9 protein-coding genes are annotated in these 13,058 nt (G+C 67.3%); 6 read left to right on the top strand and 3 right to left on the bottom strand.

What is annotated here, in order from left to right; all coding sequences use genetic code 11:
- Positions 1–20: 20 nt before the first annotated feature.
- Positions 21–1,724: a flavin monoamine oxidase family protein gene (locus ACQCSU_RS17025; RefSeq protein ID WP_426976438.1), complete on the bottom strand. Its 1,704-nt coding sequence runs from the start codon at positions 1,722–1,724 to the stop codon at positions 21–23.
- Positions 1,721–3,265 (bottom strand): amino acid permease, encoded by a 1,545-nt coding sequence (locus tag ACQCSU_RS17020; protein WP_426976437.1) that lies wholly within the window; start codon positions 3,263–3,265, stop codon positions 1,721–1,723. Before ACQCSU_RS17020 ends, ACQCSU_RS17025 begins: the two co-directional genes overlap by 4 nt.
- Positions 3,266–3,438: 173 nt before the next feature.
- Between ACQCSU_RS17020 and ACQCSU_RS17015 the strand changes: the two genes are divergently transcribed.
- Complete coding sequence (locus ACQCSU_RS17015; RefSeq protein WP_426976436.1) at positions 3,439–5,046, top strand: PucR family transcriptional regulator ligand-binding domain-containing protein; 1,608 nt, start codon at positions 3,439–3,441, stop codon at positions 5,044–5,046.
- Here ACQCSU_RS17015 and ACQCSU_RS17010 read toward each other — a convergent pair.
- Entirely contained in the window at positions 5,025–5,816 is a 792-nt protein-coding gene (locus tag ACQCSU_RS17010; RefSeq protein ID WP_426979823.1) for a nitrilase-related carbon-nitrogen hydrolase, read from the bottom strand. The two genes, ACQCSU_RS17015 and ACQCSU_RS17010, sit on opposite strands and share 22 nt — an antisense overlap.
- A gap of 208 nt (positions 5,817–6,024) precedes the next feature.
- Between ACQCSU_RS17010 and ACQCSU_RS17005 the strand changes: the two genes are divergently transcribed.
- From ACQCSU_RS17005 to ACQCSU_RS16985, 5 genes are all read left to right on the top strand, one after another.
- Positions 6,025–7,215, top strand: a complete 1,191-nt coding sequence (locus ACQCSU_RS17005; RefSeq protein WP_426976435.1) for an ROK family transcriptional regulator — start codon at positions 6,025–6,027, stop codon at positions 7,213–7,215.
- 130 nt (positions 7,216–7,345) lie between these two features.
- On the top strand, positions 7,346–8,902 hold the full coding sequence (mmsA, locus tag ACQCSU_RS17000; RefSeq protein WP_426976434.1) for a multiple monosaccharide ABC transporter ATP-binding protein: 1,557 nt from the start codon (positions 7,346–7,348) through the stop codon (positions 8,900–8,902).
- Positions 8,903–8,957: 55 nt separating this feature from the next.
- On the top strand, positions 8,958–10,226 hold the full coding sequence (gene mmsB / locus ACQCSU_RS16995) for a multiple monosaccharide ABC transporter permease (RefSeq protein ID WP_426976433.1): 1,269 nt from the start codon (positions 8,958–8,960) through the stop codon (positions 10,224–10,226).
- A gap of 66 nt (positions 10,227–10,292) precedes the next feature.
- Positions 10,293–11,393, top strand: coding sequence for a substrate-binding domain-containing protein (locus tag ACQCSU_RS16990; protein ID WP_426976432.1), 1,101 nt, complete (start codon positions 10,293–10,295; stop codon positions 11,391–11,393).
- 220 nt (positions 11,394–11,613) lie between these two features.
- Positions 11,614–13,056: an ABC transporter permease gene (locus ACQCSU_RS16985; RefSeq protein WP_426976431.1), complete on the top strand. Its 1,443-nt coding sequence runs from the start codon at positions 11,614–11,616 to the stop codon at positions 13,054–13,056.
- Positions 13,057–13,058: the final 2 nt, after the last annotated feature.

Below are 13,058 nucleotides of genomic sequence, written 5' to 3'. Positions count from 1 at the left end.
GGGCCCGGCCGCGGGAAGGGCTAATCCAGCGGGATCGGACCCATTTCGTCCAGCAACTCCCCCGGCCCCGGATTCCCGGCCGACGTCCGGCCGCCCAGGTGGTTGACGACGCCCCAGACCGCGTTCAACCCGGTGGTGACGGCGCCTTCCGCCCACCCTGCCGTGAAGGAGACGTCGTCGCCGGCCAGGAAGATCCCGCGTTGCTCCGCCGGCAGCTTGTCCTGCTTGAAATGGGTGAAGAGCCGCTGCTGGTAGCGGTAGTGGCCCGGCAGGTTTGCCTTGAACGCCCCCATGAAGTTGGGGTCCGCTTCCCACGAGACGGTGATCGGCTGGCCGACGATGTGGCTGGCGATGTCGACGTCGGGGTAGATCTGGGCGAGCGAGTGCAGCATCAGCTCCACGCGCTCGTCGGCGTCCAGGGCCAGCCATTTCAGGGCGTCGTCGTTCCAGGTGTAGGACAGCAGGATCACTGCCGGCTGGTCCGGGCCGTTGTCCAGGAGATACGTGGCACGGTTCAGCCGGTCCGTCAGCGTCATGGACATGACCTCGCGGCCCGTCCTGGGATCGATGTCCTTCCAGAAGGGCCGGTCCACCATCACAAAGGTCTTGGATGACTGCATGTAGTGCGAGCGCTCGATCGCCGTCCAGAGTTCGGCAGGGAACAGCGTTTCCTCGGTGTGGATCCGGGTGGACAGCAGCCATGACTGGCAGGTGGTCACGATGGCGGGAAAGGCGGCCTCGCGGCCCCACCGCTCCCGGATCCGGAAGTCACCGCTGCCGTCCCGGGCGATCCGGTCCACGGCGCCGCGCGGGGCCCCGGCGTGCAGGCTCGCCAGGGAGGTCCCTTCCGGCCAGTGGGCCATGCCCGACGGCGCGTGCCGCCAGAGCGCCTCGGGGAGCCGTTGCGCTCCGCCGGCAATGAGCCGGTGCTGGTCGTCGGCGTCGGTGTAGACAACGCGCAGGATTTCCAGGATGGAGTTGGGGAAGTCCGTGTCCCAGCCTCCGGTTCCAAATCCCACCTGGCCGAACGCCTCGCGGTGGGCGAATCCGGCCTGCTTGAACGAGTCGCTGCCGGCGATGAAGCCGTAGAACGTCTGTTCGTCCAGGAGCGGAAGCAGCTCATTCCAAAGCTCCTTGATCCTGGCGGTGTCCCGGGCCCGGATGGCTTCCTGCATCTCGGTGAACCTGGCGCCGTCGTTGACGGCGGCTTTCCAGGCGTCCGCCACCTCCCGGAAGAACGGCGGGAGGTCCGCGGAGGTCCGGGCGTAGTACTTCTGCCCGGCGAGCTCGATCACTGTGCTGGAGGTCGCCGCCGCCAGCGGGTTGGGGAACTCGTCGGTCTCCAGCCCGAGCAGCTCCACATAGTGGTAGAAGGCCTTGCCGGAGACCGGGAACCGCATCCCGCCGAGGTCGGCGACAACGCCGGCGGCGGAGGGGAAGCTCGCGGTCCGCAGCCGGCCGCCGATCCGGTCCGCCTCGTACACGACCGGGCGGAGGCCAAGTTTCATCAGCTCGTAGGCCGTGACGAGCCCGGAGAGTCCTGCGCCGACCACGGCAACTTCGGTCCCGTACAGCCCGGCGGGGATGCTGCCCAGGCCCGCGGGATGGGCCAGGTAGTGGTCGTAGCTGAAGGGGAAGTCCGGATTCAGCATGGTGATGGGTGCTTCGGCGCCGCTGCCCGGCGCGTTCGGTCCGGGGGCCGGAAGTTCGGTGGCGGTGGTCATGAGTGGCTTGCTTTCATCGGTTCGGTTTCGGACGTGGTGGGCTCGGAGGGGGTGGTGCCGGACAGTTCACGGTATTCCTCGTGGCTCAGGGCCGCTACCCTCGAATTCCTGCGGCCGTAGCCGAAGTAGGCTGCCAGGCCCACCAGCATCCAGATGCCGAAGACCGCCCAGGTCTCGGCGCCCAGGTTGGCCATCAGGTAGGCGCACATCAGGGCGCCCAGGATCGGCGTCAGCGGAAACAGCGGGACGCGGAAGCTGCGTTTGAGCTCCGGCCGGGTGCGCCGCAGGTAGATGACGGCGACGTTGACCAGGGCGAAGGCGAAGAGCGTGCCGATGCTGGTGGCGTCCGCCAGCGCGCCAAGCGGCACCAGGCCCGCGGTGAGTGCTACGGCGGCCCCCACGATCAGGGTCCCGGCAACCGGGGTGCCGGTGCGGGCCGAAACGCGGCCGAAGATCTTGGGAATCAGGCCGTCCCGTGCCATCGCCAGCAGGATCCGGGTCTGTCCGTAGAGGACCGTCAGCACGATGCTGGCGATGGCCAGCACGGCTCCGACCGCGAACACGAACGCAATCCACGGCTGCCCGGTGGTTTCCTCAAGGATTTTCACGAGCGCGGCCTCGGTGCCGTCGAACCAGCCCCACGGCCGCGCGCCAATCGCTGCAACGGCCACGAGCACGTAGATGGTGGTGACGATCAGCATCGAGAGCAGGATGGCCCGCGGCAGGTCGCGCTTCGGGTTCCGGGCTTCCTCGCCGGCCGTGGACGCCGCGTCGAACCCGATGTAGGAGAAGAACACCCGGGAGGCGGCGGCGGAGACGCCGGCGGCGCCCATCGGCAGCAGGGGCTCGAAGTGTGCGCCGTTGAAGGCGGTGAACGCCACCGCGCAGAAGAACAGCAGGATGCCGACCTTGATCAGCACGATGGCCGTGTTGATCCAGGCGCTTTCCTTGGCGCCGCGGACCAGCAGGACCATCGCGAGGACCACAATCACGATCGCCGGTGCGTTCAGCACCCCGCCGCCGCCGGGCGGCTGCGAGATGGCGTCCGGAAGCGCCAGGCCGAAGACGGCCAGGGCTTCGTTGACGTACTGGCCCGCGCCGACGGCGACGGCCGCCACGGAGACGGCGTATTCCAGCACCAGGCACCAGCCGCAGATCCAGGCCATGCCTTCGCCCATGGTCGCGTAGGTGTAGGAGTAGCTCGAACCTGCTGCGGGCACCAGTCCGGCCATCTCGGCATACGAGACGGCGGAGAGCAGCGCAGCGAGTCCGGCGATCGCGAAGGAGATCCAGATGGCCGGGCCGGCCAGCGGGACGGATTCGCCCAGGATGACCAGGATGCCGGTGCCGAGGGTGGCGCCGACGCTGATCATGGTCAGCTGCAGCACACCGAAGCTGCGGACCAGCCGCGTGCCGCCGTGACCGGATTCGGCTTCGCTGACGAGCTGTCCGATCGGCTTCCGCCGAAGCAGCTGCGTCGTCAGGCCGGGACGGCTGGCGGCGGCCGCGGGCCGTTCCCGGTTGAGGGTAGGCACAGTCATCGTTGACGTCCATTCGTGAGTAGTGGTTGAGTTCCCCGTTTCAGCCTAGGGCTGTGAGCCAGCTCTCAAGGTTGTGCAAAATGACCTATAGTCTTCAGGCATGAGACGTATTGCACCACAACGGACGGTTCGGTCCCAATCGGCCGGCCGCGGCCTGCCGGACGGGGACAGCCATGCCTGCTGACGCCGGGGAGCGGCTCGGATTCGTCACCCTGGAGCAGTTCCTCCGGCAACTGCCGCCGGAACTCACTGTCCTTCACGACGGCGGCAACCGAGCGGACCGCCTGCGCTGGGTGGAGCCCAGCGAACTCGAGGACCCCACCCCCTACCTGCTCGACGGCGAATTCCTGCTGACCGCGGGGCTGCCGTTCCTGGACCAAGGCGGCGACCCTGAACGCGTTGACGCCTATGTGGAGCGGCTGGTCCGGGCTCGCGTCGGCGCGCTCGGATTCGGCCTCGAACCCTACTTCAACGCCGTACCCGCCGCCGTCATCCAGGCCTGCAGCCGGCGCAACCTCACGCTGGTCGCCATCCCCCAGACCGTCCCGTTCGCCGCCATCGGACTCGAATTCTCGCAGCTGCTGGAATCGGACAACGCCAAGACCTTCCGGCAGCTGGCCGACACCAACCGGCAGCTCATGCGCGCGGTACTGTCGGCCAGGCCCGAACACGAGCTCCTGGCGGCACTCGTGCAGCGCGTCCCGGTCTGGGCCGTCCTCGTCGGTGCGGACGGACGGGTCCGTGCCCGCGGCTCCGCCGGTACGCACGGAACCGGCCCGGTACCGGGCGTGGAAGCAGCCGCGCTGCAGCCACTGCTGGCCAAGCTGCTGAGCGGCAGCGGTCCCCGGGTGGAGCTGGATTCCTTCGACGACGCCGGTTCGGCGCTCGTCTTCGGCCATCCGCTGCGCAGCTCCCGCGATGCCAACCTGGGCGCCCTGGTCCTCGGCACGGAGGCGCCGCTGACACCGGCGCAGAACAGCGTGGTCTCGGCCGCCGTCGGCCTCCTGGAGCTGCTGGTACGCCAGCGCACCAGCGGCTCGCTGGCCCCCAGCCAGCTCGCCACGGCCCTGCTCCTGCACCCGGAAAGTCACAGCACCGGCGGGACCCGGCACGTCAACGGCCTGAAGGACCTGCTGGCACAGAGCGTTTCTTCCACCCGCTCCGGGCAGCTGCGCGTTGTCCAGGGAATCAACCTGGCCGCTGCGGTGCGCGGCACCGGCGACAGCCCGGTCAGGGAACTGCTGGAATGGCGCAGGATGTTCGACACCAAGCTGGTGGAGATCACCGACTTCGGCTTCGCAGCCATCACCAGGCTGAAGGTCGACGACGCCCTGCTGGCCGACGTCGAGCGGCTGGGCTGGCGCCTGGTGGTCGGGAGTGCCACTGAATTCGCCGGCCTGGCGGAGGCCTACCAGCGGACGTCGTCCCTACGCGGCCGGGTGCGGACCAGCGGGCACAGCGTCCGCGTTGACGACGTCACCTGGTCCCTGACGGGGCTGCTGGGCAGCGAGGCGGGTGCCATGCTCGCCGCGCGGCTGCTGGCTCCCGTCCTCGCGCTGGAACCCGAGCGCCGGGACACCCTGCTGGGGATTCTCCGCGCCTGGCTGGGCGCGAACGGCAGCTGGGATTCCACGGCGAAGGTCACGGGACTTCACCGCAACAGCGTGCGCCGCCACATCCGGACGCTCGCGGAGCTGCTCGAGCTGGACCTCAACCAGGCGCAGGCCCGGGCGGAGCTCTGGATTGCCCTGCAGTACGTTCAGCTGCCCCAGGAGCGGTAGGTCTCCGGCCGGAGGTCATCCAGGTACGCCACGGGCTCTTCGCCGCCGGCCGGCTCCGGCAGCTCGGCGAACAGCAGCTCCGGACCTGTCCCGGCGCCGGCCAGCAGCGAGCCATCCGGAGCTGCGATCACGCTGCCGCCCAGGAAATCACAGCCGTCCTCCGTGCCGGAGTGGTTGGCATAGGCCACCGTGACATGGTTCTCCAGCGCCCTCGCCCGGACCAGCAGCTGGGGTACGGCCTCAAACCCCTCGGAAAGGGCTGTCGGCACCAGCACCAGCCGGGCACCCCGGACGGCGGCGGCACGGACGGTCTCGGGGAATTCGACGTCGTAACAGATCACCAGGGAGGTCCTGACCCCCTGGAAGTCCACCACCCCCGGGGCGTCGCCGGCCGGGGTGAAGGCCTGCTGTTCCTCCGCTCCGAACAACTGGACTTTCGCATAGCTCAGGAGTTCGGTGCCCTGCGCGTCCACGAGAGTGGCCGTGATCTGCCAGTCCCCCTCCCCGGTGACGGCCGGCAGGCTGTAGACCAGGGCGATGCCATGGCGGGTGGCGATACCGGCCATTGTCCGGCGGATGGCCGGGAGCGCCGCCGGGTCCAGCTCCGCGCGGATCCTCAACGGCGCGTAACCCACCGGGAACAGTTCCGGGGTGAGGAGCAGCTGCGCGCCCGCGGCGGCGGCCTTCCGGGCGGCCTCATCCACCGCGGCACAGTTTGCCTCTACGTCCAGCACGGCGGCATTCGCCTGCATCAGGGCCAGCAGCACCATTACCACCTCGGCATCTCGGGAGGTCCGCACCGGGGCGGCGGACGCGCGTTTCCTCCAGCCTAGCCACGCGACGCCACCGTGGCTCCGGTGCATTTCCGCCCATCCCGGGCGTCCGCGGGGCGGAATGCCCTGCCGTTGCCGAAGACACACCGCGCGGCTATGCGTTAACTTCTTGACTGCAAGCCATGAATGGTGCACGCTTCTTTCCATGCCCTCACCAACGCGCTCAACGAGGAGCCGAACCAAAAACCCCGGATCGCAATCCGCCCTGCGGCATCTGAACCAGCAGCGGATCATCGAATGCCTGCTGAACGGCCCGTCGACCCAGGCCGAACTGGCACGGCAGACCGGCCTCTCCACCGCCACGGTGTCCAACATCGTCAGGATCATGCAGGACGCCGGACTGGCGTCCACCGAGCCGATCACCAGCTCCGGGCGGCGCGCCCTGAACGTCCGGCTCAACAGCAAGGGCGCAGTCGCCGTCGGCATCGACTTCGGGCGCCGGCACCTGCGGGTGGTCCTCGCATCCCTCAGCTACCACGTGATCGCGGAGGAAACGGTGCTGCTGCCGCTGGGCCACCATGCCGAGGAGGGCATCGCCGCCGCCGTCGGACTGCTGGACCGGCTGCTGGCGGACAGCGGCGTGGAACGCAGCGCCGTGGTGGGGGCCGGCGTCGGCATCCCGGGACCCATCGACCGCCGCACGGGGACCGTGGCGCAAGGCGCCATCCTGCCCGAATGGGTGGGCATCAACATCCTGCAGCGGCTCGAGGAAGCGCTGGATCTCCCGGTTTTCGTGGACAATGACGCCAACCTGGGCGCCCTGTCCGAGGTCACCTGGGGACCTCACAGCGGCATCAGCAACCTGATGTTCCTCAAGATCGGTTCGGGCATCGGCGCAGGGCTGATCCTCAACGGGCTGCCCTACTACGGCAACGTCGGCATCACCGGTGAAATCGGACATGCCACCATCCACGAGCACGGGCTCGTCTGCCGCTGCGGAAACCGGGGCTGCCTGGAAACCATCGCGTCCACCACCACCATGATCGAGCTCCTGGGCCGCGGCGAGGACAAGCCGCTGACCCCGGAGGACATCGTCCGGAAGGCCCTCGCCCGGGACTCCGCGACCCTGCGGGTGGTGGACGACGCCGGCCTTGCCGCCGGCCGTGCGCTGGGCAATGTGGCGAACCTGATCAACCCCGAAGTGATCGTGGTGGGTGGTCCGCTGGCCGGGCTGGGAGAGCTGCTGCTGGACCCGATCCGGCGGGGGCTGGTCCGCCACGCGGTGCCCGTGATCGGCGAGACCACCACCCTCACCATGTCCTCACTGGGCGACCGGGCCGAAGCCCTCGGGGCCACGGCCCTGGTCTTCCAACACGCCGGAATCCGGCGGAACTAGTGTTTCGTTACCGGCCCGTTGCGTTAAAGACTTGACGACAAGGCCTGTGATCCAGTTTACTTTTTCATCAGACGGCCCTGCGGTTTGCAGGGGCGGACAACGAAGTCATGCATTGGAGGCGTAAGGGCAGATGACGTCCCTCAACACGCACAGCGATCCGATAATCCTCGAGATGCGCTCCATCACCAAAGAATTCCCCGGCGTTAAAGCATTGGCCGAGGTGAACCTGCGGGTGAAGGCCGGTGAAATCCACGCCATCTGCGGTGAGAACGGCGCAGGGAAATCCACCCTGATGAAGGTGCTCTCCGGGGTGTACCCCTTCGGCAGCTACACCGGGGACATCGTCTACCAGAGCGAAGTCCAGCAATTCAAGGACATCCGTGCCAGCGAGCACGCCGGAATCGTGATCATCCACCAGGAACTCGCGCTCATTCCGGAGCTGTCCATCATGGAGAACATCTTCCTCGGCAACGAACCCACCAAACGCGGGGTGATCGACTGGGCCGAGGCCCGGATCCGCTCCACCGAGCTGCTGGCCAGGGTGGGGCTCAGGGACGACCCGGCAACCCCCGTGAAGGAAATCGGCGTCGGCAAGCAGCAGCTCGTCGAAATCGCCAAGGCGCTGAACAAGTCCGTGAAGCTCCTGATCCTGGACGAGCCCACCGCCGCGCTGAACGAATCCGATTCACAGCACCTGCTGGACCTGATGCTCGGCCTGAAGGGCCGCGGCATCACGTCCATCATCATTTCCCACAAGCTCAACGAGATCGAGCAGATCGCGGATTCCATCACCATCATCCGCGACGGCAAGTCCATCGAAACGCTCGACGTCAAGGCGGACGGCGTCGACGAGGACCGCATCATCAAGGGCATGGTGGGCCGGACCCTGGAATCCCGGTTCCCGGACCACGAGCCCAAGATCGGTGACGTGTTCTTCGAAGTGAAGAACTGGAACGTGGGCCACCCGCAGATCCAGGACCGCATGGTCTGCAAGAACTCCAGCCTCTTCGTCCGCCGCGGCGAGATCGTCGGCGTCGCCGGACTCATGGGCGCCGGACGCACCGAACTCGCACGGTCCGTCTTCGGCCGCTCGTACGGCCGGTTCATCTCCGGTCACATCTACAAGGACGGCAAGGAGGTCAACCTCCGCACGGTCCGCCAGGCCATCGACGCCGGGCTGGGCTACGTCACCGAGGACCGCAAGTCCCTGGGGCTGAACCTGCTGGACGATATCAAGGCCACCACGGTCTCGGCCAACCTGAGGAAGATCAGCAAGCACAACGTGGTGGATGCCAACCAGGAATTCACCGTCGCCGAGCAGTACCGCAAATCGCTGCGGACCAAGGCGCCGTCAGTGGAGGAGGGTGTCGCCAAGCTCTCCGGCGGCAACCAGCAGAAGGTGGTGCTGGCGAAGTGGATGTTCACCGATCCGGACCTGCTGATCCTGGACGAACCCACCCGGGGGATCGACGTCGGCGCCAAGTACGAGATCTACGGCATCATCCAGCAGCTGGCCAACCAGGGAAAGGGCGTCATCGTCATTTCCTCGGAACTCCCCGAGCTGCTGGGCCTCTCGGACCGCATCTACACCATCTTCGAGGGCGCCATCACCGGCGTGCTCAACAAGGACGAAGCCAGCCAGGAAAGCCTCATGAAACTCATGACTTCCGCCCGCAGGACCGCCTGACCCCCTGGGACCATCCAGAACACTCCGATCACCCCGGAAAACAAGGACTGACATAATGAACGCGCTCAAGAAGCTCTTTGGCGGCAACACCCGCCAATTCGGCATGATCTTCGCCCTGGTTGCACTGATCGTCTTCTTCCAGATTTTCACCGAGGGACGCACGCTCACCCCGGGCAACGTCATCAACCTCTTCAACGGCAACTCCTACATCCTGATCCTCGCCATCGGCATGGTCCTGGTGATCATCGCCGGCCACATCGACCTCTCCGTCGGCTCGGTCGCAGCCTTCGTGGGCGTCAGCGTGGCGCTCTTCATCCGCGACTGGGGCATCCCCTGGTACCTGGGCATCCTGCTGGGGCTGCTGCTCGGGACCCTGATCGGCGCCTGGCAAGGATTCTGGACCGCCTACGTCGGCATCCCGGCGTTCATCGTGACGCTGGCCGGGATGCTCCTCTTCCGCGGCTTCAACCAGTTCGTCGGGAAGTCCAACACCATCCCGGTCCCGGCTGACTTCCAGTACATCGGCTCCGGCTACCTGCCGGAGGTCGGGCCGAACACCGGCTTCAACAACCTCACCGTGCTGCTGGGCCTGCTCGCCGTCGCCTTCGTGGTCTTCAGCGAGATCCGCTCCCGCCGCAACGCCAAGGCCCTCGGCGCCGAGGTGCCCGAGGCCTGGGTCACCATCACCAAGCTGGTCCTGGTCTGCGGCGCCATCCTGTATGCGACGTACCTGTTCGCCACCGGCCGTCCGGGCACCTCCTTCCCCGTCCCCGGACTCATCCTCGCGGTCCTGGTGATCGTGTACGGCTTCATCTCCTCCAAGACCATCATCGGCCGCCACATCTACGCGGTCGGTGGCAACCGGCACGCCGCCGAGCTCTCCGGCGTCCAGTCCAAGAAGGTCAACTTCCTGGTCATGATGAACATGTCGATCCTGGCCGGCCTCGCCGGCATGATCTTCGTCGGCCGCTCCACCGCCTCGGGCCCGTTCGACGGCGTCGGCTGGGAACTGGACGCCATCGCGGCCGTGTTCATCGGCGGCGCCGCTGTGACAGGCGGCGTGGGCACCGTGATCGGCTCGATCGTCGGTGGCCTCGTGATGGCCGTGCTGAACAACGGTCTGCAGCTCCTGGGCGTCGGCGCCGACCTGACCCAGATCATCAAGGGCCTGGTGCTCCTGATCGCCGTCGCGTTCGACGTCTACAACAAGAGCCAGGGCAAGCGGTCCATCATCGGCCTGATGATGAAGAACTTCGGCCGCAGCAGCGAGATCAAGCCCGACGAGACCACGTCTGTCAAAGAGGTCATCTCGAAGGAAGCCTGAGCGGCTCCCTCTGGTCCCATTTCCCCCAGATTCTCCGCACACCACCTAAAGAAAGTGAACCAAGCAATGCAACTGATTGGTAAAGCAGGAAAGGCAGCAGCAATCGCTGCTATTGCGGCACTGGCGCTGACAGCCTGCGGCCGTTCCGACACCGGAACTTCCGGCGGCTCGACTGCCGGCGGCGAGGCATTCCCGAAGAACTCCTCGATCGGCGTCGCGCTCCCGCAGAAGACCAGCGAAAACTGGGTCCTGGCGGAGAAGCTGTTCAACGACGGCCTCAGCGGTGCCGGCTTCAAGGCGGATGTGCAGTTCGCCAACGGCGGCGTTTCGGAGCAGCAGAACCAGATCAGCGCCATGGTCACCAAGGGCGCCAAAGTGCTCATCGTGGGCGCCATCGACGGTGCGCAGCTGGGCACCCAGCTCAAGCAGGCCAAGGACTCCGGCGCCACGATCATCGCGTATGACCGTCTGCTCCTGAACACCGAGAACGTGGACTACTACGTGGCCTACGACAACTTCAAGGTCGGTGTCCTCCAGGGACAGGCGCTGCTGGACGGGATGAAGGCCAAGAAGGCGAGCGGTCCGTACAACATCGAGCTGTTCGCCGGCTCCCCGGATGATGCCAACGCGAAGGTCTTCTTCGACGGCGCCATGAGCGTCCTGAAGCCGAAGATCGACGACGGCACCCTCAAGGTCCTCTCCGGCCAGATGTCCTTCGAGCAGGCCGTCACGCAGGGCTGGAAGGCTGAGAACGCGCAGCGTCGTGCCGACACCCTGCTGAGCGGCAGCTACGGCAGCGCCACGCTTGACGGCGTCCTGTCCCCGAACGACCTCTTGGCCCGCGCAGTCCTGACCTCCGTCAAGGCCGCCGGGAAGCCGCTTCCGATCATCACCGGCCAGGACTCCGAGGTTGAGTCCGTCAAGTCCATCCTCGCCGGGGAGCAGTACTCCACCATCAACAAGGACACCCGCAAGCTCGTTGAGCACGCGATCACCATGGTCAAGGACCTCCAGGCCGGCAAGAAGCCCGAGATCAACGATGACAAGTCCTACAACAACAAGGTCAAGACCGTTCCGGCGTACCTGCTGGAGCCGGTCATCGTGACCAAGGAAAACGTCAAGACGGCCTACGCCGACGATCCGGTACTCGGACCGCTGACGAAGTAGTGCCCGTGTAGTCGCCACAGCGTGAGGCGCTGAGCCGCAGGCAACACCAGAGCCCCGGCTCCCCCGGAAAGGGAGGGCCGGGGCTTTTGTGTGCCCTGCCAGACCCCTTCCAGACGCCTTCACAGCCCATCCATAGCTTGGCTGTGATCTCCGCACAGCAGCCCGTACCAGTGTGGGAGCAGCCGCCGGCCATTCGAGCCGGCCTGATCCTAGGAGTCCCGTGAGCGTCCTTGCCCGGAGTGTAGGCAACGCCTTTAGAAACAAGGTCAGGACCGCGGCGGTGGTGGCCGTGCTGGCCGTAGCCATCGGCCTCGCCCTTGCCATGCTCGTCGCCAACCAGGCCGTCGCCGCCAAGGTCGCGGAGCTGAATGCCTCGGTCGGCACCGTGCTCACCGTCAACCCGGCCGGCGGCCAAGGCTTCGAGGGCGGCGGCGAACCGCTCACCGCAGTACAGGCCGCGACGGCGGCCGCGGTACCGAACGTCAGCGCCGTCATTGGCACCAAGGCGCTGCGACTGCGGAACGCCGACGCCGCCGCTGCCCAGACGGGCCAGTGCGGCCCCGGGGGAGGCGGTCCCGGCGGGCAAGCGGCCACCACCGTGACCACAAGCCTCACGGCCGCCGTCGACGCCGGCACGCTCGGCTCCCGCAATCAGGCAGCCACCGGGACCACAGGCACCGGAACGACGCCGGCAGCGCCGGCGTTCTCGCTGCCCGTCACGGCAACCGGCATCGGGGCCGAAGTCGACGCGACCGGCAAAGCCCTGCAGCTGACCGGCGGCGCGGGCCTCGGCGACTACAACGCCGCCTCCACCGGCGCCCTGCTGGGCACCACCCTGGCCGAGAAAAACGGTCTGGCGGTGGGCTCCACCTTCACCATCAAGGACCAGGCCTTCACCGTGGCCGGCCTGTTCGACGCCGGCACCGCCTTCGGCAACAACGCCCTGTACCTCACGCTGCCGACGGCCCAGAGCCTGGCGGAACTGCCCGGGGAACTGTCCACGATGATCGTCACCGTGAACAGCCTGGACAACGTTGACGCCGCGAAGACCGCCCTGCAGGACGCGCTGGGCACCGACGCCGCCGACGTCAGCCAGGGCCAGCGCAACCTTGAGACCGCCGTCAGCTCGCTCGGCAGCGTCAAGAACATCTCGTTCACCGCCTTTGTCGCCGCCCTGGCGACCGCCGGGCTGATCATCCTGCTGATCATGGTCACGCTGGTCCGCGAGCGCCGCCGGGAAATCGGCGTGCTCAAGGCAATTGGCGCCCCCAACCGCATCATCGGGCTGCAATTCGTGCTGGAGGCGCTGGTCCTTGTGGCGCTGGGCAGCGTGGTGGGTGCCGCCGTCGCCTCGTTCGCCAGCGGCGGCATCGCCTCGGCGCTGATCAGTACCAACAGCACCACCGCGGCCAGCGGCGCAGCCGGCCAGCGAGGCCTCCCAGGCGTAGCGGCCGGCGGATTCCCCGGCGGCGGCGCAGGCCTCCCCGCCGGCGGGCCCTTCGGCGGTGCCTCCCAGCTGCTGACGTCCGTGACGGCGAGCGCCTCCCCCGGCGTAATTGGCGCCGGCATCGCCGCGGTGTTCGGCGTCGCCATCATCGGCGCCCTGGTTCCAGCCCTGCTGACCGCCCGCATCCGTCCCATCGAAGTCCTCCGAGGAGAGTAGCC

It is taken from the genome of Pseudarthrobacter sp. O4 (genome assembly GCF_050157025.1).
Taxonomy (GTDB): domain Bacteria; phylum Actinomycetota; class Actinomycetes; order Actinomycetales; family Micrococcaceae; genus Arthrobacter.
This window is presented reverse-complemented; position numbering and strand designations above follow the sequence as displayed.